Raw genomic sequence first — 21,232 nt, forward strand, 5'->3', positions numbered from 1 at the left:
TGAAGAAGAGGGTCGGCGACGCTGCCTCCCCCGACATTAGTGCGGGAGGACCCGCACTGTCACACGCCGAGGGCGGCGGCCGGGTCAGTCGCCGCCGAGCGCCTGACGGAGCAGGTGCATGAGCGCCGACAGCTGCACCGAGTCGCTCGACTGCGGATCGACCGCCTCGCCGTCGAGGGCGCGCGCTGCGAGTCCCTGCTTGGAGTCGATGAGCTCGGCGATCTTGGTGTCGATCGTGTGCGCGGCGATGATGCGCCATGCCGTCACGGGCTCGTCCTGACCGATGCGGTGCACGCGGTCGATCGCCTGAGTCTGCTCGGCGGCCGTCCACGACAGCTCGGCGAGCACGACGTTCGATGAGGCCTGCATGTTGAGGCCGACGCCGGCCGCAGTGAGCGAGCAGACCGCGATCCCCACCGACGGGTCGCTGTTGAACGCGTCGATGCCCTGCTGCCGCACCGAGGTGGTCTGATCGCCGCGGATCGAGATCGTCTTGAGACCCGCGCCCGCGAAGTGCGCCTCGGCGGCGTCCATCACGTCGATGTGCTTCGCGAAGAAGACGACCTTGCCGACCGAGCGCTGCAGCTGCACCGCATAGTCCGCGGCGAGCAGCGCCTTGGCCTGACCGATCTTGCGCACCATCGTGAACACGTTCTCGCTGCCGGCGCCCGCGGATTTCGACTCCTCGAGCTCGTTGTGCGCGATGAGGCGGACGATGTCTGCGTCGATCTCGCCCGGGGCGAGGCCCCGGTCGCCACGGGCCTCGATGATGCGCCGGTACTTCGCGGCGAGACGCTCGCCGAGCTCGCGCTCGGCCTGCCGGATCGACCGGCCGAACTCGTCGTCGAGTTCGACGGGCAGATCGGCGATGAGCTTGTCGGGCAGGTCGGCCGCGACATCCTTCTTCCGGCGTCGCACGATGCCCATCGAGATGACGGCCTCGCGCGCCTCCGGATAGAACGCCTTGTCGGCCGGCGTGAGGCCGGTCTCGTCGAGTCGCTCCATGAGGACCGGGCCGGGCTTCTCGCCGTTGGTCCACCCGAGGAAGCGCCAGATCGCGTCGAAGTCCTCGACGTCGTTGATCAGCGGCGTGCCGGTGAGCGCGAGCAGGAGCGGATCGGCGACCTGCTCCCGGATGCGCGTCGCGAGCGCCAGAACGTTCTGCGAGCGCTGGGAGGTGAGGTTCTTGATGAAGTGGGCCTCGTCGACGACCATGCCCTTGAGACCCAGCGAGCTGAGCCATGAGAGGTGGCGGTCGAGGATCTCGTAGTTGACGATGAAGACGTCGGCGAACGCGTCGATGCCCTCACCGTCGCCGTGGATGACGGTCGCGCGGCGCTGCGGCGTCCACCGCTCGACCTCGCGCGCCCAGTTCATCTTGACGACGTTGGGCACGACGACGAGGAGCGGATAGGCTCCCGCGACGGATGCCGCGAGCACCGACTCGGCCGTCTTTCCGAGGCCCGGCTCGTCGGCGAGGAGGAAGGTGCGGTGGCCCGCGCGGACCGACTCGAGGAAGCGCGACTGGTGGACCATGATCTCGAGGCCCTTGGGCGAGAGACGGTCGAACTCCGGCACGGGCGGCAGATCCATCGACGCGGCGCCGCCGCCGGCGCCCATCTCGAACGCCTTGTAGAGCGGGCCCATGAGCTCCCACCCGTCGAGCCGGCGGCGGGGGGTCTCCTTGGGCGCGCGGACGCTGAGGTCGGGCGGCAGGAAGGGATTCGCCTCACGGCGCGCCTCGACCTGCGGCGGGATCACCTGACGCTCGGCAAGAGCCGCCGGAACGACCGGTGCGGAGACGGGCTGCACGTCGGTGATGATGAGCTCGTCCGGCGGCAGCTCGGCGCCGGACTCGAGCAGCCAGTCGCGGCGCATGCGACGCGCGACCGGCGACGTGGCCTGGTCGACCTCGAGCAGCTGGATGAGCGAGGTGTCGCGGGCCGCGGTCTTCGCCAGGATCGTCGCGACACCGTCGAGCCGCTTCAGCAGCTCGGAGCGCGCGGCGTCGGCGACCGTCGGGTCGCCCTTGACGCGGGCACGCTCCTCGCGCACCAGGAACGCGATGACCTGGAACTTGACACGGTTGGTGGGCCCGAGCTTGCCGCGCTGGGCCTTGGCCTCGACCTCGCGCACCTTGCGCGCGAGGATCGGGATGATGGGCGCCTCGTCGTCGCGGCGGGCGGAAGAGGTCTTCCGGCGTCGCTGAGCGGACGTCTGGGCGGGTGCCGTGGGCGGCATGCTCCTCCTGAGCGTGAATGCCGGTGAGTGCCGGCGATGATCGGTGCAAGACCGAAGTTCTGCGGTGCTCCCGCGGGCGGCGCGGGCGCCGTCGCGAACGCGGGACGGGATGATCTCCCCGGCGGCCGCGGGCACTCGCTTCAGCGAGCTGCGGCATCCCCAGAGGATTCCCTGGTGCCAGTCTAGCGGAACGGGGCCCGTCAGCCCCAGAGGGTCGCGACGATGTCCTCGGTGTAGCCGTCCGGGTCGAAGTTGATCCAGGACGTCGAGACCCACCCGCCTCCCCCGACGTAGTGCGTCTCGCCGCTCATGTACTCCTCGTCGTCGAGCGTCACGCCCTTCTGCTCGATACGGCAGACCGTCCCCTCGCCGAGGCTCTCGCAGCCGAAGCCGGCGGCGGTCAGCTGATCCCCGACGAACACCGCCTGGTCGGCGTCGACGACGGTGACGTTCGTGGCGAGGCCGAACTCGCCCGGCGTGCCCCACGAGCACCGGATGGTCGGGGCGCCGCTCTCGATGATCTCGATGAGGTCGACGTCCTGCGTCGACAGCATCGTCACACCGGGGTCGTTGAGCGGAGGATTCGCCTCGTCGAGTGCGTCGATCATCGCGGGCGAGTAGATGTCCTCGCAGGCGGCGGGGACGGCGAACGCGTCCGCGGGCGGCTCGGTGGGGGTCGGAGTGGGCGTCGCCGTGGGCGTGGGAGCCGGCGTCGACAGGCTGGGCGAGGGAGTCGACGTCGCACTGCCGGTCGGCGCCGGCTCCGGCCGGCACCCGACCATCGGTGCGGCGGCCGCGATCAGCACCACGGCCCCGATGAGGGCTCGGAGTGTGCGGTGTCGACGGTCGTGCGGCATGCGGTCCTCCCCCGGCTCGAGCGATCTCGCCCGTACGACAGTACGACGCGCGCCGTGCTCCCGCGAGCGAACGCGCCGAGACGCGGCGTCAGCCGTGGTCGGCGTAGGTGTTCTGCCACTCGGACAGCATGTGCGGGTCGTCGGTGACGATGCCGTCCACGCCCAGCGCGGTCACGGCATCCCACTGAGCGTCCTTGTTGAGCGTGTAGACGACCACGCGGGCACCCGCCTCGTGCAGCTGGTCGACGATCTCCGGCCGGGCGAGCACCGCCTTGCGATCGACGATGATCCCCCGCACCCCCGCCTGCTCCGTCGCCGTCACGACGTCCTTCGGCACGTGCTTGAGGATCAGCAGCCGCGACACGACCTCCGAGCCGGCAGCCGACAGCGCGAGCGTGCGCGCGTCGAAGCTCGCGATCGCGATGCGGCGCTCGAGATCACGTGCCGCCACCTCGTCCAGCGCACGGTCGACGGCTGCGGCGTCCCACGTGCCCTTCAGCTCGATGATCGCCCGCCCGCCCGAGTCGTCGAGGAGGTCGAGGAACTCCGCCAGCGTCGGGACCCGCGTGCCCGTGTAGAGCGGATCGAACCATGCCCCGGCGTCGAGACGGCGCACCTCGGCCAACGAGAGGTCGGCGAGGCGCCCCGCGCCGTCCGTCGTGCGATCGACTTTGGAATCGTGCATCAGGACGGGGTGCCCGTCGGAGGTCAGCGCGACGTCGACCTCGACGTAGCCGAACCCGTCGGCCAGCGCGGCGGCCACTGCGGGCAGGGTGTTCTCGGGCGCGGTCGCACCCCCGCCGCGATGGCTCGCGATGAACGCGGCGTCTCCGGGGGTGCGCGGGTCGCCCAGCAGCTCGGTCGCGCTGACGCGCGCGGGGCCGGCGCCGAGGAACGCGATGACGAGGCTCGCGACAGCGAGCACGCACACGACGAGCAGGGAGTGGATCCGGTCGCCGGCGCGATCGGATGCCGCGGAGTGGGGCATCGGGCATGTCCTCCGGGTCTTGCTCCACGTCTCCGTCGACGTGGGTGCGGACCACTCTACATGCGCCGTTACCTTTCCGTTACTTAGTTTTCCCCCGGTTTTCGCGCACCGCGTCCCAGAGCGCATCGGCGACCTCGCGCTTGGACCCGCGCGGCGTCGCGACCACCCCGCCCGACGCGTCGAGGATCATGACCTCGTTCTCGTCGACCTCGAAGCCCTGCGCCCAGCCGACCTGGTTCACGGCCAGCAGATCCGCGCCCTTGCGCGCCGCCTTGCGGCGGCCGCGGTCGAGCAGCGTCTCGCCCTCTCCAGGAGTCTCGGCCGCGAATCCGACGACGGTCTGACCCTCGCGCCGGGCACCCACGAGGCCTGCCAGGATGTCGTCGTTCTCGACGAGGTGCAGGGTGACGCCCGGCCCGGCCGCGGCATCCTTGGTCAGCTTCGCCTCCGACACGTCCGCCACCCGGTAGTCGGCGACGGCGGCGGCCATCACGATCGCATCGGCCTCGCCGGCCTCGTGGCCGACCGCGGCCGCGAGCTCTGCCGCTGTGCCCGCCCGCACCACCCGGACACGGGGGTGGGCGGATGCCTCTCCCAGCACCCCCTCGTCGACGTACGCCGCGATCAGCACGACGTCGGCGCCGCGGTCCGCCGCGGCGAGCGCCACAGCGACCCCCTGCTTGCCGCTGGACCGGTTGCCGATGAAGCGGACGGGGTCGATCGGCTCCCGGGTGCCGCCTGCCGTGACAACGGCACGGAGTCCCGCGAGGTCGGCCTCGGGGGCGCCCGCTGCGGCGAGCGCCGCCGCCACGATGTCCTCGGGCTCCGACATCCGCCCCGGGCCGCTGTCTCCGCCGGTGAGCTCGCCGTCGGCGGGGCCGACGGTGATCACGCCGCGGGCGCGCAGGGTCGCGATGTTGGCCATGGTCGCGGGATGCCGCCACATCTCGGTGTGCATCGCCGGAGCCACGACGACCGGTGCCGTGGTGGCGAGTAGGGTCGTTCCGAGAAGGTCGTCCGCCAGGCCGGTGGCCATCTTCGCCAGGGTGTTCGCGGTCGCGGGCGCCACGATCACGAGATCGGCCGACTGGCCGAGCGAGACGTGGCGGACACGAGCCACGTCGTCGTGGACGGAGGTCGTCACGGAATGACGGCTGATCGCCTCCCACGTCGGCAGCCCCACGAAGCGCACGGCGTCGTCCGTCGGCACGACGTGCACCTCATGGCCTTCCTTCACGAGGAGGCGCACGAGGTGCACCGTCTTGTAGGCGGCGATGCCACCGGTGACTCCGACCACGACGAACACCATCCGATCTTGGCACGACCGGGATCGACTCAGGCAGGAGAGCTCCAGATGTGCACCGTCGTCATCCGCATCCCCGAATCGGCGGATGAGCCGGCGCGCGTGCTCGCGATCCGCGACGAAGACCCGGATCGGCCCTGGAATCCGCTCGGCCGGTGGTGGCCCGAGGCCCACGACGGCGTGGTCGGGGTGCGCGACGTGCGCGCCGGCGGCGCATGGCTCGCCGCCGATCCGGAGACCCGGCGGCTGTCGGTGCTGCTCAACCGCGCCGACGTCTCCACCACGCCGGAGTCCGAGCTCGTCTCGCGCGGCGGCATCGTGCTCGAGTCCGTCGCCGGGCGCTCCCCCACGGCGCAGCCGCGCACGCACGGCTTCAACCTTGTCGAGGTGGATGCCTCGTCGGCGCGCGTGCTGACGTGGGACGGCGACGCCCTCAGGGCCGTCGACCTGACGCCCGGTACGCACATGATCGCCCACGACGACGTCGACGATCCCGCGACGCCGCGGATCGCGCGGTGGCTCGAGGAGTTCCGCGACGCGCCCCCCGCCGAGGGTGAGCGGTGGTGGGAGCCGTGGGTCGACGTGCTCGAGAGGTCGACGGAGCTCGGCAGTACCGACGACCGGGCGATCATCCGCGACAACCGCCCGTACGGCTACCCCACGCTGTCGCTGCTGGCGTGCGTCGCCTCGGTGTCGGCCGAGGGCGTCGAGGTCGCCTACGGGGAGCTGCACGAGCCCGGCCGCTGGGGCGGGCTCGACCTGAGCTGAACCCGCCAGCACCCCGGGCGGGGGTTCGGGGCGTCCTGCCCGCTCGGCACGCGCGGCGGCTCGGGGCGTCGGACCGTCGACGCGCCCCCGAGCGCCGCCGACCCCGCTAGACCAGGCTCTTCGTGTGCCACACCGTCTTCGTCTCGGTGAACGCCGCGATCCGCTCGAGACTCGGGGCCGCGGCATCCGACCCCTGCTCCGGCGGAAGGACGCGCGTGAGCGTCTCCGCCGCGGCGATCTGAAGGTCGACCCAGTCGAGCTCGCCGGCGCCGGCGAGGTCGAGCCCGTGCACGTCGGGGTGCGACGCGAGCCACGGCGCCATCTCGGCCGGCGACCCGGTCAGGACGTTCACGACTCCCCCGGGCACGTCGCTCGTCGCGAGCACCTCCGCAAGGCTGATCGCCGACAGCGGGAAGCGCTGCGACGCCAGGGCCACCACCGAGTTGCCCGACACCAGCGCGGGCGCGATGACCGACACGAGACCGACGAGGGCGGTGTCCTGCGGCGCGACGACCGCGACGACACCGGTGGGCTCGGGCACCGAGATGTTGAAGTACGGGCCGGCGACGGGGTTGCCGTTGCCGGCGACCTGGCCGAACTTGTCGCACCACCCGGCGTACCAGACCCAGCGGTCGATCGCCTCGTCGACCTCGGCCGCGGCGACGGATGCCGATACCCCGGTCTGCTGCACGATCTCGTCCACGAACTGGGCTTTGCGGCCCTCGAGGATCTCGGCGACTCGGTAGAGCACCTGGCCGCGGTTGTAGGCCGTGGCATCCGCCCAGCCCTTGACGGCCCCGCGCGCGGCGGTGACGGCATCCCGGGCGTCCTTGCGGGAGGCGAGCGCCGCATTCGCGAGGAAGTCGCCCTTGGCCGAGACGACCTCATAGGTGCGGCCGGACTCGCTGCGGGGGAACTTCCCGCCGATGTAGAGCTTGTAGGTCTTCGGCACGGTCAGACGCTTGCTCACGCGCGTGCTCCCTTCAGGTAGGCGAGCAGGCCGTGGCGGCCGCCCTCGCGGCCGTAGCCGGACTCCTTGTAGCCGCCGAACGGACTCGACGGGTCGAAGCGGTTGAACGTGTTCGCCCAGATGACGCCCGCGCGCAGACGGTCGGCCACGGCGAGGATGCGCGAGCCCTTGTCCGTCCAGATGCCGGCAGACAGGCCGTACGGGGTGTTGTTGGCCTTCTCGATGGCCTCGGCGGGCGTGCGGAAGGTGAGCACCGACAGCACCGGCCCGAAGATCTCGTCCCGCGCGATCCGGTGGCTGGCCTGGACGTTCGTGAAGATCGTCGGCGCGAACCAGAATCCGTTGTCGGGGATGACGCAGTCGGCGCTCCACCGGACCGCGCCCTCCTCCTCGCCGATGCGGCTGAGCTCGCGGATGCGGTCGAGTTGCGCGCGCGAGTTGATGGCGCCGATGTCGGTGTTCTTGTCGAGCGGGTCGCCGAGGCGCAGCGTCGACAGGCGCGACTTGAGCCGATCGACGACCTCGTCGTGGATCGACTCCTGCACGAGCAGGCGGCTGCCGGCGCAGCACACGTGGCCCTGGTTGAAGAAGATGCCGTTGACGATCCCCTCGATGGCCTGATCGATCGGCGCGTCCTCGAACACGATGTTCGCGGCCTTGCCGCCGAGCTCGAGCGTCAGCTTCTTGTCGGTGCCGGCGACGGCCTTCGCGATCTCGCGGCCCACCGGGGTGGATCCGGTGAAGGCGACCTTGTTCACGTCGGGATGCCGCACCAGCGCCGCACCGGTCGACCCGGCCCCGGTGACGATGTTCACGACACCCGGCGGCAGGTCGGCCTGCTGCAGGATCTCGGCGAAGATGAGCGCCGAGAGCGGCGTCGTCTCGGCAGGCTTGATCACGACGGTGTTGCCCGCGGCGAGCGCCGGGGCGATCTTCCACGCGAGCATGAGCAGCGGGAAGTTCCACGGGATGACCTGGCCCGCGACGCCGAGCGCCTTCGGGTCGGCGCCGAGCCCCGCGTAGTCGAGCTTGTCGGCCCAGCCGGCGTAGTAGAAGAACCACGCGGCCACGAGGGGCACGTCGACGTCGCGGCTCTCCTTGATCGGCTTGCCGTTGTCGAGGCTCTCGGCGACGGCGAGCTCGCGGGCGCGCTCCTGCACGAGGCGGGCGATGCGGAAGAGGTACTTGCCGCGGTCGCGGCCGCTCATCTTCGACCACGTCTTGTCGTACGCGCGACGTGCGGCGGCGACGGCGGCATCGACATCCGCCTCGCTGGCCGTCGCGATGGTCGCGATGTGCTTCTCGTCGGCGGGCGAGATCGTCGCGAAGGACTCGCCGCCGCCGGGGCGGAACTCGCCGTCGATGAACAGCCCGTACTCGTCGCGCAGGTTGAGGATCGCCCGGGACTCCGGGGCGGGTGCGTATTCCAGGAAGCTCATGTTCGTCCTCAGTCGATCGTCACGTAGTCGGCGCCGGTGTAGTGCCCGCTCGTCAGCTTCTGTCGCTGGAGCAGCACGTCGTTGAGGAGGCTGGAGGCTCCGAACCGGAACAGGTGCGGCTGGAGCCACTCCTCGCCGACGGTCTCGGCGACCGTGACGAGGTACTTGATGGCGTCCTTGGAGGTGCGGATGCCGCCGGCCGGCTTCACACCGACCTTCTCGCCGGTCGCACGGTGCCAGTCGCGCACGACCTCGAGCATCAGCAGGGTGACCGGCAGCGTCGCCGCAGGCTGCACCTTGCCGGTCGACGTCTTGATGAAGTCGCCGCCTGCGAGGATCGACAGCCACGACGCGCGCTTGACGTTGTCGTAGGTGTTCAGCTCGCCGGTCTCGAGGATCACCTTGAGCGAGGCGTACGTTCCGTCCTCGCGACGGCACGCCTCCTTCACGCGGGCGATCTGGTCGAACACCAGGCCGTAGCGGCCGGAGAGGAATGCACCCCGGTCGATGACCATGTCGATCTCGTCGGCGCCCGCCGCGACGGCATCGGCCGTATCGGCGAGCTTGATCTCCAGCGACGAGCGTCCGCTCGGGAACGCGGTCGCCACGGCTGCGACGCTCACGCCGCCCTCGTCGGGGTCGCCGTGCGCGGCGCCGAGCGCCTCGACCGCGTACGGCACCATGTCGCCGTAGACGCACACCGCCGCCACGCGCGGGCAGGTCGGGTCGGAGGCATCCGGATTCAGTGCCTTCGCGACGAGCGAGCGCACCTTGCCCGGGGTGTCGGCCCCCTCGAGGGTCGTCAGGTCGATGAGCTCGATGATCCTGTCGAGCGCCCACGCCTTCGACGTGGTCTTGATCGATCGGGTCCCGAGTCCTGCCGCGCGCTGCTCCAGGCCCACGGCGTCGACGCCGGGAAGGCCGTGGAGGTAGCGGCGCAGCGTGGTGTCGTCGGGCTCCCCGCCGAGCAGCGCGACAGCCCGCTCGGGCAGTGTCTGCAGGTCGGTCCGGCTCATGGTGCTCCCTCTGTCGTGTGGCGTGGGCGAGGGCGAGGATGCCTCACCCGCTCGCGCGCGTCGCTGTCCGCTCATCGGCCGCAGGCCTCGAGTGCCTCAGCAGGACGATCACGCCGATCCCGACGACCACCACGAATGCGATGGTGAGGCTCGCGAACGCGAACCAGTTGTCGTCGAGGGCCAGCACGATCCCCGCTGCGATCACCGCGATCGCCGCGGCCGCGAGTTTGGACGCGAACTTCAAGCCTACCCCGGCGGTCAGTCGGCCCGCCGGCGAGTCGCCCCTCGCGAGGATCAGGTCGGCGAACGCATCGAGCGTGGCGAGCAGCGAGGCGGAGTAGGCGACGGCGCATCCGAGCGCGCCCCACAGGTTGACCGGGTTGGCGGCTGCGGACTCGGCCGCGGCCGAGAGCAGATCGGTGGCGTCCACGCGTCCGATCGTAGAGGCGACGGCCGGAGCGGTCTACGGCTCGGTGCCTGCGGGCTCCGGATCGGCGATGGGCGGCCCCGCGGGCGATGCCTCCGCGAGCAGGACGTCGACGAGCGCGTCCGGCGCGAGCCCGCGTCGGGCGGCCTCCTCTTCGAGCCTCGCCACCGCGATGGGCGAGAGCGTGACGGCGGCATCGGAGTCGCGCAGGAAGATCGAGATCACGGGCACGACCACGGCGCCGAGCGCCGCGAGGATCGACGTGATCCCGATCCAGCGCTGGTACACCTCGTAGTCGATCTCCGCCGGACGCCAGATGTTGTAGACGATGAGCCCGAGCACCACGGCGAACAGTGCGAGCGTGATCGTCAGGCTGATCCGCACCGCGGGCCGTCGACGGTCCGCGAGCAGCAGCAGGAGCGACGCGAGCGCGAAGGCGACGGATGCCGCGATCAGCGTCATGAGCACCTTGAGCAGCGGCTCCCACCACGCGGCGTCGTCGCTCGGACCGCGGTACCAGACGAACCACACCGAGAGCCCGGCGGCGAGGATCGCGATCACCGCGCCGGCGACTCCGAAGGCCTGCAGTCGCCGGCCGATGAGCGACGCGCAGCAGAGCACGGCGATGCTGAACGCGCCGATGATCGCCGTCGAGGCGAGCACCCGCCATCCGGTGTCGCCGATGTCGGCGCCGAGGAGGACCACGATGCCGCTGATCGCGGCGATGGCGAACGACACGATCGCGATGGCGACGATCACCCGCCGAAGCCCGCGTCCTGGGCGGCGTGTGCGGTGATCGGCCTCGTTCATGTCAGGATCCTCCGGACCTCCGCCACATCGTCGGCGATCTGCACGGCGAGGGCGTCGATGCCTTCGAACGCGACCATACCGCGGATCCTGGCCGTGAATCGGATCTCGACGCGGTGGCCGTACAGGTCGAGACCCGTCTCGTCCAGCACGTACGCCTCGACCTGCCGGACCGGCACGTCATCGAACGTCGGGTTGGTGCCGACGCTGATCGCAGCCGGATAGCGGATGCCGGTGCGCAGCCCCTCGGCGGGCGACTCGTCGATGAGCCAGCCGGCGTAGACCCCGTCGGCCGGGACGAATCCCTCGCAATCCGCCGCGAGGTTCGCCGTGGGGAAGCCCAGCTCGCGGCCCCGCTTCAGCCCGTGCACGACCTCGCCCCATACAGACGGTGCGCGCCCGAGCAGCTTCGCCGCGGTCTCGACGTCGCCCGCCGACAGCAGTTCCCGGATCCACGACGACGACACGCGTCTTCCGGCCTCGATCGCGCGCACGTCGTCGACCACATCGACGTCGAAGCCGAACTCGCGGCCGAGCTCCGCGAGGAGCTCGGGGTCGCCCGCTCCCCCGCGGCCGAACCGGAAGTCGAGTCCGACGAGCACCGTCCGCACCTCGAGCGCTCCGACGAGCACGTGCTCGACGAACTCGCGGGCGGAGAGGTCGGCCAGCTCCTGGTCGAACCGCAGCATCAGCGTGGCGTCGACGCCCGTCTCGGCGAGGAGCTGGAGCTTCTGGTGCACCCCGATGAGGTTCTCGGGACAGAGCTCGGGGCGCAGGAGCGCCAGCGGATTGCGGTCGAACGTGACCGCCACCACGCGCGCGCCGCCGGTAGCGGCGTCCACCCGTGCCCGGTCGATCACCGCGCGGTGACCGGTGTGGACGCCGTCGAACTTGCCGATGGCGACGACCGAAGGACCGAATCCCGCGGGCACCTCCGCAGGATCGTGGAAGACGATCACGACGCGACCGCCGCCGGCTCGGCGACGGCGACCGGATCCGCCGGACGGTGCGTGACGAGCCACCAGAGTCCGAAGAACGGCAGCACGAGGGGCACGAAGAGGTATCCGCTGCCGAACCACGACCACACCGTATGGTGGGCGAAGAGCTCGGGGAGCACGAACGTCAGGGTGCCGATCACGAGAACGCCCACGAGCTCGAACACGATGGCGATCCACGCCACCAGATACCAGCCGCGTGACCCCGCGAAGACGAGGGCCAGAGTCGCGACGATGTAGACGACGGCCGAGATCGCCGAGAGCGTGTAGGCGAGCGGGGCCTCGTCGAAGCGCTGGACGATCTGGACGAAGGAGCGGCCGGTGGCGGCGAGCGCCATGATCGCGTAGACGACGACGAGAACTCGGCCGATTCCGGTCATGCGGCGGCGGGGACGGGCGGGGGGTGTCATGGCGTCTCAATCTTAGTTGCGGCGCCGAAACCGTCGGCCGCATCCGAATCCCATACGTCACACCAGTCCCAATGGTGGACAGGCGCCCCGATAAGTGACAGCATTCACAGCACGGAACCCGAACCGCATCTCTGTCCGCCCTCACTGCGAAGAACACATCATGCGATCGATCCGTTCCGCCTGCCTGGCGACCATCACGGCCGCCGCCCTCGTCGTCGGCGGTTTCGCGCCCTCGGCGATCGCCGCGCCGAAACCTCGGGCGCTCACGCCGGCCACCTCCGTCGCGACCGCGGCGGCCATGACATTCCGGTCACCGGTGGCGGCGAAGACGTACGTCGTGTCGTCGTACTTCGGCCCGCGCTGCATCCCGCTGCCCGGCGCGTCGACCTACCACTACGGCGTCGACCTCGCCGCCAAGGCGGGGACACCCATCTACTCGATCGCGCCCGGAGTCGTCACCGCCACCGTGAGCGGCACAACCTCGCGCGCCGGCTACATCGCGGTGCGGCATTCGATCGGCGGCGTGACGTACACCTCGAAGTACATGCACATCTGGTCGGCGACGACGCGCGTCAAGGTCGGACAGACAGTGACCGCGGGACAGCGCATCAGCGAGGTGGGCAGCAGCGGCGTCTCGTCGGGGAACCATCTGCACCTCGAGCTCTGGCGCACCGGCGCGAGCTCCGCCGCGGCCGAGAACCCCGCGACGTTCCTCAAGGCGCGCGGTGTCGACCTGTACGCGGGCGCGACCCAGGTCACGGCGAAGCCCGCGCCCGCCACGTGCACGTACTACACCACGACGAGCGTGAACTTCCGCACCGGACCGTCGACGTCGCACCCGACGCTGCGCCTGCTCCCGAAGGGGACCGGCATGGTCCATGTCCCTGGACGGGTCACGTCGGGGTTCATCCCGGTCACCATCGGCGGCGCGTCGGGATGGGTCTCCTCGAGCTACGTGACATCGGTGAAGCCGGCCGCCCCGGCGCCGGCCCCGGCACCGGCCCCCGCCGTCACCTCCACGTACAAGACCACCGCTCTCCTGAACCTGCGGACGACCCCGTCGACGGCAGCGCCTCGCATCCTCCTGATCCCGCAGGGCGCGAACGTCGGCGCCATCCTGGCGTCGAGCGGCGTCTGGCGGAAGGTCGTCTACCTCGGCAAGACCGGCTGGGTGCACTCCGCCTACATCGTCAAGCGCTGAGCGACGACGTCACGCGAGCTGGACCGTCCAGATCACGTGCATGCGCCACACCATGACGGCGACGGCGAGGGCGGCGATCCCCATGATCACCGTGCTCCACCGGCTGCGTTCGACGAGCGCCCAGCCGACCCCCGCCACGGGCAGGAGCGCCGCAGACACGAGATAGACCCAGAACTCCAGCGCGCTCCCGGTGGGCGGGTTCCCCGCCAGCGGCGCGATGACGGCGATGACGATCTGGGCGACCAGGAGCAGCTCGATCAGAGCGAGGGCGCCGACAGTGAGGTCGCTCGGGCGGCGACCGGCGAGTCCGGCGACGATGCACACCAGTCCGGCGGCGACGGCCACGACGATCAGGACGATCGTGAACCACAGGATCATCGGGCGGCCTCCTCGGGCATGTTCATGGCGCTCTTCACATCGTCGCCGCGCTTCTCCACCACGCCGACGAGGACGCCGGTGGGATCGATCGCCGCGGTCGGGTTCGCCTCCAGCCGGTCGGCCGCCCCTGCGAGGCGCTTGCCGTGGCGGAGGTCCCTGGCCTCGTCCGCGGACACGTCGAGGCGCCCGAGCACCGCCGTCGCCGCGACGGCGGGGGTGAGCAGCGGCGCGTCGGCGACAGCATCCGCGGGGGCGGCACCGGCGACCTCGAAGGGCCCGATCCGGGTGCGGCGGAGCGCCGTGAGGTGCCCTCCGACTCCGAGTGCCGCTCCGAGGTCGCGGGCGAGCGAGCGGATGTACGTTCCGCTCGTGCAGTCGACGACGACGTCGAGGTCGACGACGGCCCCCTCCCGTCGCTCCGCGACGACGTCGAAGCGCGACACGGTCACCTCCCGCGCCTTCAGCTCGACCTGCTCTCCCGCGCGAGCGAGGTCGTAGGCGCGACGGCCGTCGACCTTGATCGCCGAGTACGTGCTCGGCACCTGCGAGATGCGACCGGTCAGCTTCGTGATCTCGTCGACGATGCGCGACGGCACGAGCGACGAGGCATCCGCCGACGACACCGCCTGGCCGTCGGCGTCGTCGGTGTCGGTCGCGACGCCGAGACGGATCGTCGCCTCGTACGTCTTGTCGAGGCCCACGACGAACGTCAGCAGCCGTGTGGCGCCCTCGACGCCGAGCACGAGCAGGCCGGTGGCCATCGGGTCGAGGGTGCCGGCGTGGCCGATCTTGCGCGTGCCCAGCGCACGCCGCGCACGCGCGACGACATCGTGCGAGGTCATGCCTCCGGACTTGTCGACGAGGAGGATGCCGGGAGCCGCCATCAGCAGAAGTCCCGGTAGACGCGACGAGGCTCGGCGAGGTCGCTGTTGTCGACGATGGCGGATGCTGCGAGCTCCGGCCGCGCATCGCGGACGTAGATCTCCTGCCCTTCGCGGTACCGGGCGTTCGCGGGCGCCGCGGGGTCGGGGTCGCTGCCGTCTCGGATCGCCATGCGCGCGAACGCCACGGTCTCGGGGACGTCGAGCCACACCGACCAGTGCCACAGGGCACGCAGCTCCGGCCGGTGGAGGAAGATCCCGTCGACGACGAGCACCGCGTCGCGGGGCGCCGTTACCCACTGCGACTCGACGGGCGCGTCGCGCACGACGTCGAACGCCGCCAGCTGGAATCCGGCCGCTCCGGAGGTCTGCACGCCGTCCAGGAAAGGGTCGATGAGCACCCGTCGGAACGTCGCGTAGTCGTACGAGTCACGGTAGAAGCCGTCTGGACTGCGGCGCCCGCGTGCGTACCGCTCCGCCCGCGGACGGTGGAAACCGTCGATGCTCGCGCGGTAGACCGCCGAACCGGCCTCCGCGAACACCTCGGCCAGACCGTCGGCGAAGGTCGACTTGCCCGCGCCGTCGCGACCGTCGACGGCGACGATGACGCGCCCGCCGCCATAGAGGTGCCGCACCTCGTCGCGGAGTTCGCGCCACAGCGTGGTGGCGGGGGTGATCGGCAGACGCATGCATCCAGCCTACGGCCGGGCGGGCGGGCGGAACCCGCCCCGGCACGTCGCCGGGCCGCCTAGGCTCGAACGCGTGCCCGACCTCGCCGCCCCGCTCATCGCGTGGTATCGCGATCACGCGCGAGATCTCCCGTGGCGTCGGCCCGGGTTCGGCGCGTGGGGCACCCTGGTGAGCGAGTTCATGCTCCAGCAGACGCCGGTGAGCCGCGTCGTCCCGCATCTGGAGGCATGGCTCGTGCGCTGGCCGACCCCGGCTGCGCTGGCGGCGGATGCTCCGGCCGACGCCGTGCGCCAATGGGCGAACCTGGGCTACCCCCGTCGCGCGCTGTGGCTGCACCGAGCCGCGGTCGAGATCCGCGACCGGCACGACGGCGTCGTTCCGCGCGACGTGGACGCCCTCCTCGCTCTCACCGGCATCGGCGACTACACCGCCCGCGCGGTCGCGGTCTTCGCGTACGGCGACCGGCATCCTGTCGTCGACACCAACACCCGGCGCGTTCTCGCCCGCGCCGTCGACGGCCGTTCGCAGCCGGGCCCCCCGGCGCGGCGCGACCTCGCGGCGATGGACGCGATCCTGCCGGCCGGCGACGCCGAGTCGGCCGTGGTGAACGCCGCGGCGATGGAGCTGGGCGCGACCGTCTGCACAGCGCGGGCGCCCAGGTGCGAGGACTGTCCGATCGCGGACCGGTGCGCGTGGCGCGCCGGAGGCTACCCCGACACGGGAGACGAGCGCCGCCGCCAGGCGCGCTACGAGGGCAGCGATCGTCAGGCCCGCGGGGCGGTGCTGAAGCTGCTCCGGGATGCCGCGGCCCACGCCGTCGCCCTCGCCGATGTCCTGCCCGACTGGCCGGACCCGCTGCAGCGCGACCGAGCCGTCGACTCGCTCATCGCCGATGGACTGGCCGAGGCATCCGGCGGCACGCTGCGGCTGCCCCGCTGACGAGCTCGCACCGCGCAAACGCGAGGGCAGGACAGATCCGTGGTGCGGATCATCCTGCCCTCGCGGCGTGGTTGCTGCGGGCGCTCAGGCCTGGTCGCGCTCCGCGGCCGGCTCGGCATCGAGGTCGAGATCGACCTCGTCCGCGTCCTCGGCCTCGAACTCGCGCGGCTTGACGTACGGATCGGCGTCGCCGGCGTACGTCGCCGAGAAGGCGAGCCCCGCGACGGCCTGATCGCGCTCGCGGGCCTCGCGGAGGAGGTCCGCGATGTGATCGGCGTTCTCGGGGATCGCATCGGGGATGAACTCGAGCGACGGGGTGAGGCGCACGTTGAGGTGCTTGCCCACCTCGGAGCGCAGCATCCCGGTCGCCGACCGAAGAGCCGCCGCCGATGCCTCGCGCTCCTCTGCGGTGCCGAGCACCGTGAAGAACACCGACGCATGCTGCAGATCGCCCGTCACGCGCACATCCGTGATCGTGACGAATCCGAGTCGGGGGTCGCGCAGACCCTTCTCGAGCCTTTCGGCGAGGATCACGCGGATGCGGTCACCCAGACGTGCCTGACGTTCGCCGGCCATGTCCGTTCCTTTCGACAGGTGAGGGGCGCACGCCGCCGTTGCGCACCGTGGCGCCCCTCACCGGTTGCGATCAGCCGCGAGGCTTCTCGACCATCTCGGTGGTCTCGATCTCGTCGCCGATCTGGATGTCGTTGTACTTGCCGAGGCCGATACCCGCCTCGAAGTCCGTGCGGACCTCGGTGACGTCGTCCTTGAACCGGCGCAGCGACTCGATGGCCAGACCGTCGGCGAGGACCACGCCGTCGCGGATGACCCGCGCCTTGGCGTTGCGCGTGATCGTTCCGCTGCGGACGATGACACCGGCGATGTTGCCGAACTTCGAGGAGCGGAACACCTCGCGGATCTCGGCCACGCCGGACTGGACCTCTTCGTACTCGGGCTTGAGCAGGCCCTTGAGCGACTGCTCCACGTCGTCGATCGCGTTGTAGATGACCGAGTAGAAGCGGGTGTCGACGCCCTCACGCGAGGCGCGCTCGCGCGCCTTCGTGTCGGGACGGACGTTGAAGCCGATGATGATCGCGTTGTCGATCGTCGCCAGGTTCACATCCGACTCGGTGATGGCACCCACACCGCGGTGGATGATGCGCAGCTGCACGGAGTCGTCGACCTCGATCTTGAGGAGCGACTCCTCGAGGGCCTCGACGGCACCCGACACGTCACCCTTGATGATGAGGTTGAGCGACTCGACCTTGCCCTCCTCGAGAGCACGGGTGAAGTCCTCGAGCGAGATGCGCTTGCGGGCCTTGGCCAGCTGGGCGTTGCGCTCGGCTGCTTCGCGCTTCTCGGCGATCTGGCGGGCCGTGCGGTCCTCCTCGGTCACGATGAACGTGTCGCCGGCGCGCGGCACCGAGTTGAGACCCTGCACCTGGACCGGACGCGAGGGCGCGGCCTCGAGGACCGGGTCGCCGTTCTCGTCCGCCATGGCGCGCACGCGGCCGTAGGCCGTGCCGGCCACGATCGCGTCGCCGACGCGAAGCGTTCCGGACTGGATGAGCACCGTCGCGACGGCACCGCGGCCCTTGTCGAGCTTGGCTTCGATCGCGACACCGCGGGCGTCCTTGTTCGGGTTCGCCGTGAGGTCGAGACCCGCGTCGGCCGTCAGCAGGACGGCGTCGAGGAGCTCCTGGATGCCGGTGTTCTGGCGAGCCGAGACGTCCACGAACATCACGTCGCCGCCGTACTCCTCGGCGACCAGACCGTACTCGGTGAGCTGCTGGCGCACCTTGGCGGGGTTGGCGTCGGGCTTGTCCACCTTGTTGACCGCGACCACGATCGGCACGTTCGCCGCCTGGGCGTGGTTCAGCGCCTCAACCGTCTGCGGCATGATGCCGTCGTCGGCGGCGACCACGAGGATCGCGAGGTCGGTGACCTGCGCACCACGGGCGCGCATGGCGGTGAACGCCTCGTGGCCCGGGGTGTCGATGAAGGTGATCGCGCGCTCGATGCCGTCGTGCTCGGTCCAGACCTGGTACGCACCGATGTGCTGCGTGATGCCGCCGGCCTCGCCCGCGACCACGTTGGTCTGGCGGATGGCGTCGAGCAGTCGGGTCTTACCGTGGTCGACGTGACCCATGACGGTCACGACCGGCGGACGGATCTCGAGGTCGTCCTCGCTCTCGGCCTCCAGCTCGGCGTCGAGGTCGAGACCGAAGCCCTCGAGGAGCTCCTTGTCCTCGTCCTCGGGCGAGACCATCTGGATCTTGTAGCCGAGCTCGGCGCCGAGCACCTCGAACGTCGCCTCGTCCAGCGACTCGGTGGCCGTGGCCATCTCGCCGAGGTTGAAGAGGATCGTGACGAGCGTGCCGGGCTGCACGGTGTAGCCCGTGATGGCCTCGATCTTGTCCGCGAAGTCGGCGATCGATGCGCCGCGGCGCATGCGGATGATCTCGCCGTTGCCGCGCGAGACGTTGACGCCGCCGACGACCGGCGCCGACCGCATCTCGAATTCCTGCCGCTTGGCACGACGCGACTTGCGCTGCTTCGACTTGCCGCCGCCCTTGCCGAAGGCACCCGCGGTGCCACCGCCGGGGCCACGGCCACGACCGCCGCCGCCGCCGGGACGACCCGCGAAGCCGCCCGCAGGCGCTCCACCGGGAGCGCCGCCGGGACGCTGGAACCCGCCGCCGGCGCCGCCGGGACGACCGGGACCGCCGGGACGCTGCTGGAACGGAGCGCCGGGACGGCCGCCGCCGCCGCCGGGACGACCCGCGCCGCCCGGACGCGGAGCGCCGGGACGAGGGGCGCCGGGACGCGGAGCCTGGGGACGCGGGATGTTGCCGGGCGTCGGGCGCTGGCCCATGCCCTGCGCCGACGCGAAGGGGTTGTTGCCCGGACGCGGGCCGGCGGGACGCTGACCCATGCCCTGCGAGGAGGCGAAGGGGTTGTTGCCGGGACGCGGAGCCGCGCCGCCGGGCTTCGGGCCGCCGGGGGTGGGCGCACCGGGCTTCGGGCCGGCGGAGGGCGCCGTCTCGGCGGGAGCCGCCGGGGCAGCGGGAGCCTCAGGGGCAGCCGCAGCGGGAGCGGCGGGCGCCTCGGCGGGGGCCGGTGCGGGTGCCGGAGTCGGAGCGGGGGCCGGAGTCTTCGCTGCGGGAGCCGCAGGTGCGGCGGGCGCCGCGGGAGCGGCCGGAGCCGGAGCCGACGGGGCGGCCGGGCGTGCCGGGCCGGGACGGCCGGCGGGGCGCGCCGGAGCAGCCGGCTTGGCGTCACCGGCCGGCTTCGCGCTTCCGTCCGCCTCGAGGGCGGCACGGAGCTTGCGAGCCACGGGGGGCTCGATGGTGGACGACGGGCTCTTCACGAACTCGCCGAGCTCCTTGAGCTTCGCAAGGGCGACCTTGCTGTCGACGCCGAGTTCGGACGCGATCTCGTGCACGCGTGGTTTGGCGTTTGCCACAATTCTCCTGTCTGGGGTCCACCCAGGCAGGGCAGACCGTTAGTCGCGGACGGGACTCATTTCGAGCCGTTCACTTTGTTTCCATAGCCATTCAGCCGTTTCTCGATGGTCTGCGTGTCAAGCGGGCCTGACACACGCAATGCCCGCACGAAGGCGCGGCGCCGGATCGCGGCATCCACGCATTCGTTCGTCTCATGCACCCACGCGCCTCGTCCCGGCATCACCGCACGCTCGTCGAGGACGAGGACGGAATCGATGGAGACCACCCTGAGGAGGGAGGACCGGGGAGCACGCGTGCGGCATCCGACGCACGTTCGTACGGCATCCATCTTACACCCAGCGGCTGCGGGCCCGCTCCGGCTCAGCCCTCTTCGAGGATGCTGTCGGGCTGGATGTCGATCTTCGCGCCGGTCAGCTTGGCGGCCAGACGTGCGTTCTGGCCCTCCTTGCCGATCGCGAGCGAGAGCTGATAGTCGGGCACCAGGGCGCGGACGGCCTTGCTCGAGGCATCCAGGATGAAGCTCGACGTGACCTTCGCCGGCGACAGGGCGTTCGCGACGAACTTCGCGAGCTCGGGGTCGTAGTCGACGATGTCGATCTTCTCGCCGCTGAGCTCCTCCGTGACGGCGCGGACGCGACGGCCGAGCTCGCCGATGCAGGCGCCCTTGGCGTTGATCGTCGGGTCGTTGGCCTTGACCGCGATCTTGCTGCGGTGTCCGGCCTCGCGCGCGAGCGACACGATCTCGACGAGACCCGCCGCGATCTCGGGCACCTCGAGCGCGAACAGCTTGCGAACCAGCCCCGGGTGCGTGCGCGACACCGTGATCTGAGGCCCCTTGGTGCCCTTCGACACCGACGTCACGTACACGCGCAGGCGCGATCCGTGAGCGTACTCCTCGCCTGCGACCTGCTCCTCGGGGGGAAGGATCGCCTCGACGCTGCCGAGGTCGACGTGGACCATGCGGGGGTTGGGTCCCTGCTGCACGACGCCGGCGACGATGTCGCCCTCCTTGCCGCGGAACTCGCCCAGCACCGCGTCGTCGGCGATGTCGCGCAGGCGCTGGCTGATGACCTGCTTCGCGGCGAAGGCCGCGATGCGGCCGAAGTCCTCGGGCGTGCTCTCCTCTTCGCCGATGACGGCGCCCTCGTCGTCGACGAGTGGGATGAACACGGCGACGTGGCCGGTCTTGCGGTCCAGCTCGGCACGCGCGCCTTCGGGAAGCTCGCCCGTGGGCGAAGTGTGCTTGGCGTAGGCCGTCAGAATCGCCTGCTCGATGATCCTCACGAGTTCGTCGAAGGGGATCTCCTTCTCACGCTCGACGGTCCGCAGCAATCCGAGATCGATGTCCACTCTGGCCTCCGTATTCAGCTCTCACCGACGCATCCAGCCGCCGGAACCCTCTAACGTTACCGGATGCCACAGCCGCCGACGCTGGGAACAGCCTGGCGGCGCGGA

General features: G+C 71.0%; 21 protein-coding genes. 3 read left to right on the top strand and 18 right to left on the bottom strand.

Annotated elements, in window-relative coordinates:
* Positions 1–84: 84 nt before the first annotated feature.
* From EER34_RS00555 to coaBC, 4 genes are all read right to left on the bottom strand, one after another.
* Positions 85–2,241 carry a DEAD/DEAH box helicase gene (locus tag EER34_RS00555; RefSeq protein ID WP_127472650.1) on the bottom strand — a complete coding sequence of 719 codons (2,157 nt, stop codon included), beginning with the start codon at positions 2,239–2,241 and terminating at the stop codon, positions 85–87.
* Between the two features lie 200 nt (positions 2,242–2,441).
* Positions 2,442–3,098 carry a hypothetical protein gene (locus tag EER34_RS00560; protein ID WP_205791291.1) on the bottom strand — a complete coding sequence of 219 codons (657 nt, stop codon included), beginning with the start codon at positions 3,096–3,098 and terminating at the stop codon, positions 2,442–2,444.
* Positions 3,099–3,186: 88 nt separating this feature from the next.
* Positions 3,187–4,086, bottom strand: coding sequence for a glycerophosphodiester phosphodiesterase (locus tag EER34_RS00565; protein ID WP_127472651.1), 900 nt, complete (start codon positions 4,084–4,086; stop codon positions 3,187–3,189).
* Between the two features lie 79 nt (positions 4,087–4,165).
* A complete protein-coding gene (coaBC, locus tag EER34_RS00570) occupies positions 4,166–5,392 on the bottom strand; it encodes a bifunctional phosphopantothenoylcysteine decarboxylase/phosphopantothenate--cysteine ligase CoaBC (protein WP_127474215.1) in 1,227 nt (408 codons plus the stop codon).
* Between the two features lie 48 nt (positions 5,393–5,440).
* Here coaBC and EER34_RS00575 point away from each other — a divergent pair, with 48 nt between their 5' ends.
* Positions 5,441–6,157, top strand: coding sequence for an NRDE family protein (locus EER34_RS00575; RefSeq protein WP_127472652.1), 717 nt, complete (start codon positions 5,441–5,443; stop codon positions 6,155–6,157).
* Between the two features lie 106 nt (positions 6,158–6,263).
* Here the strand turns inward: EER34_RS00575 and EER34_RS00580 are convergent, their stop codons facing one another.
* Genes EER34_RS00580 through EER34_RS00610 form a run of 7 tightly spaced genes read right to left on the bottom strand, consistent with a single transcriptional unit; the run spans position 6,264 to position 12,221 of the window.
* Entirely contained in the window at positions 6,264–7,127 is an 864-nt protein-coding gene (locus EER34_RS00580; protein ID WP_127472653.1) for an aldehyde dehydrogenase family protein, read from the bottom strand.
* A complete protein-coding gene (locus EER34_RS00585) occupies positions 7,124–8,566 on the bottom strand; it encodes an aldehyde dehydrogenase family protein (RefSeq protein ID WP_127472654.1) in 1,443 nt (480 codons plus the stop codon). Before EER34_RS00585 ends, EER34_RS00580 begins: the two co-directional genes overlap by 4 nt.
* An 8-nt stretch (positions 8,567–8,574) precedes the next feature.
* Positions 8,575–9,582 (bottom strand): deoxyribose-phosphate aldolase, encoded by a 1,008-nt coding sequence (deoC, locus tag EER34_RS00590; RefSeq protein WP_127472655.1) that lies wholly within the window; start codon positions 9,580–9,582, stop codon positions 8,575–8,577.
* A 43-nt stretch (positions 9,583–9,625) separates the two neighbouring features.
* A complete protein-coding gene (locus tag EER34_RS00595) occupies positions 9,626–10,012 on the bottom strand; it encodes a hypothetical protein (protein ID WP_127472656.1) in 387 nt (128 codons plus the stop codon).
* 33 nt (positions 10,013–10,045) lie between these two features.
* Positions 10,046–10,819, bottom strand: coding sequence for a hypothetical protein (locus EER34_RS17370; protein ID WP_164743409.1), 774 nt, complete (start codon positions 10,817–10,819; stop codon positions 10,046–10,048).
* Entirely contained in the window at positions 10,816–11,775 is a 960-nt protein-coding gene (locus EER34_RS00605; protein ID WP_127472657.1) for a bifunctional riboflavin kinase/FAD synthetase, read from the bottom strand. The genes EER34_RS17370 and EER34_RS00605 overlap by 4 nt, the downstream gene beginning before the upstream one ends.
* Positions 11,772–12,221 carry a hypothetical protein gene (locus EER34_RS00610; RefSeq protein ID WP_127472658.1) on the bottom strand — a complete coding sequence of 150 codons (450 nt, stop codon included), beginning with the start codon at positions 12,219–12,221 and terminating at the stop codon, positions 11,772–11,774. The genes EER34_RS00605 and EER34_RS00610 overlap by 4 nt, the downstream gene beginning before the upstream one ends.
* Positions 12,222–12,381: 160 nt before the next feature.
* On the opposite strand from EER34_RS00610, the gene EER34_RS00615 reads away from it, so the two are divergent.
* Positions 12,382–13,422, top strand: coding sequence for a peptidoglycan DD-metalloendopeptidase family protein (locus tag EER34_RS00615; protein ID WP_127472659.1), 1,041 nt, complete (start codon positions 12,382–12,384; stop codon positions 13,420–13,422).
* A 9-nt stretch (positions 13,423–13,431) separates the two neighbouring features.
* On the opposite strand, the gene EER34_RS00620 is transcribed toward EER34_RS00615, so the two are convergent.
* From EER34_RS00620 to EER34_RS00630, 3 genes are read right to left on the bottom strand one after another with little or no spacing between them, the layout of a single operon-like run.
* Positions 13,432–13,800, bottom strand: a complete 369-nt coding sequence (locus EER34_RS00620; protein WP_127472660.1) for a hypothetical protein — start codon at positions 13,798–13,800, stop codon at positions 13,432–13,434.
* Positions 13,797–14,684: a tRNA pseudouridine(55) synthase TruB gene (gene truB / locus EER34_RS00625; protein ID WP_127472661.1), complete on the bottom strand. Its 888-nt coding sequence runs from the start codon at positions 14,682–14,684 to the stop codon at positions 13,797–13,799. The genes EER34_RS00620 and truB overlap by 4 nt, the downstream gene beginning before the upstream one ends.
* Positions 14,684–15,370 (bottom strand): nucleoside/nucleotide kinase family protein, encoded by a 687-nt coding sequence (locus tag EER34_RS00630; protein WP_127472662.1) that lies wholly within the window; start codon positions 15,368–15,370, stop codon positions 14,684–14,686. The genes truB and EER34_RS00630 overlap by 1 nt, the downstream gene beginning before the upstream one ends.
* Positions 15,371–15,443: 73 nt before the next feature.
* Here EER34_RS00630 and EER34_RS00635 point away from each other — a divergent pair, with 73 nt between their 5' ends.
* Positions 15,444–16,310 (top strand): HhH-GPD family protein, encoded by an 867-nt coding sequence (locus EER34_RS00635; protein ID WP_127472663.1) that lies wholly within the window; start codon positions 15,444–15,446, stop codon positions 16,308–16,310.
* An 84-nt stretch (positions 16,311–16,394) separates the two neighbouring features.
* On the opposite strand, the gene rbfA is transcribed toward EER34_RS00635, so the two are convergent.
* The 4 genes from rbfA to nusA form a co-directional block, all read right to left on the bottom strand.
* Entirely contained in the window at positions 16,395–16,886 is a 492-nt protein-coding gene (rbfA, locus tag EER34_RS00640; protein ID WP_127472664.1) for a 30S ribosome-binding factor RbfA, read from the bottom strand.
* Positions 16,887–16,956: 70 nt separating this feature from the next.
* Positions 16,957–19,755: a translation initiation factor IF-2 gene (gene infB, locus EER34_RS00645; RefSeq protein WP_127474216.1), complete on the bottom strand. Its 2,799-nt coding sequence runs from the start codon at positions 19,753–19,755 to the stop codon at positions 16,957–16,959.
* Positions 19,756–19,832: 77 nt separating this feature from the next.
* Positions 19,833–20,105, bottom strand: a complete 273-nt coding sequence (locus EER34_RS00650; protein WP_127472665.1) for a YlxR family protein — start codon at positions 20,103–20,105, stop codon at positions 19,833–19,835.
* Between the two features lie 32 nt (positions 20,106–20,137).
* The gene (gene nusA, locus EER34_RS00655) at positions 20,138–21,127 is read right to left on the bottom strand and encodes a transcription termination factor NusA (RefSeq protein WP_127472666.1); all 990 of its coding nucleotides are present in this window, start codon (positions 21,125–21,127) and stop codon (positions 20,138–20,140) included.
* Positions 21,128–21,232 lie beyond the last annotated feature (105 nt).

Source organism: Microbacterium sulfonylureivorans, from assembly GCF_003999995.1.
GTDB classification, from domain to species: Bacteria; Actinomycetota; Actinomycetes; order Actinomycetales; family Microbacteriaceae; genus Microbacterium; species Microbacterium sulfonylureivorans.

Bases quoted from the DNA above. Each gene is read 5' to 3' on its own strand.
- EER34_RS00555 (WP_127472650.1), bottom strand. From the start codon at position 2,241: ATGCCGCCCACGGCACCCGCCCAGACGTCCGCTCAGCGACGCCGGAAG.
- EER34_RS00560 (WP_205791291.1), bottom strand. From the start codon at position 3,098: ATGCCGCACGACCGTCGACACCGCACACTCCGAGCCCTCATCGGGGCC.
- EER34_RS00565 (WP_127472651.1), bottom strand. From the start codon at position 4,086: ATGCCCCACTCCGCGGCATCCGATCGCGCCGGCGACCGGATCCACTCC.
- EER34_RS00575 (WP_127472652.1), top strand. From the start codon at position 5,441: ATGTGCACCGTCGTCATCCGCATCCCCGAATCGGCGGATGAGCCGGCG.
- EER34_RS00585 (WP_127472654.1), bottom strand. From the start codon at position 8,566: ATGAGCTTCCTGGAATACGCACCCGCCCCGGAGTCCCGGGCGATCCTC.
- deoC (WP_127472655.1), bottom strand. From the start codon at position 9,582: ATGAGCCGGACCGACCTGCAGACACTGCCCGAGCGGGCTGTCGCGCTG.
- EER34_RS17370 (WP_164743409.1), bottom strand. From the start codon at position 10,819: ATGAACGAGGCCGATCACCGCACACGCCGCCCAGGACGCGGGCTTCGG.
- EER34_RS00610 (WP_127472658.1), bottom strand. From the start codon at position 12,221: ATGACACCCCCCGCCCGTCCCCGCCGCCGCATGACCGGAATCGGCCGA.
- EER34_RS00615 (WP_127472659.1), top strand. From the start codon at position 12,382: ATGCGATCGATCCGTTCCGCCTGCCTGGCGACCATCACGGCCGCCGCC.
- EER34_RS00620 (WP_127472660.1), bottom strand. From the start codon at position 13,800: ATGATCCTGTGGTTCACGATCGTCCTGATCGTCGTGGCCGTCGCCGCC.
- truB (WP_127472661.1), bottom strand. From the start codon at position 14,684: ATGGCGGCTCCCGGCATCCTCCTCGTCGACAAGTCCGGAGGCATGACC.
- EER34_RS00630 (WP_127472662.1), bottom strand. From the start codon at position 15,370: ATGCGTCTGCCGATCACCCCCGCCACCACGCTGTGGCGCGAACTCCGC.
- rbfA (WP_127472664.1), bottom strand. From the start codon at position 16,886: ATGGCCGGCGAACGTCAGGCACGTCTGGGTGACCGCATCCGCGTGATC.
- EER34_RS00650 (WP_127472665.1), bottom strand. From the start codon at position 20,105: ATGGATGCCGTACGAACGTGCGTCGGATGCCGCACGCGTGCTCCCCGG.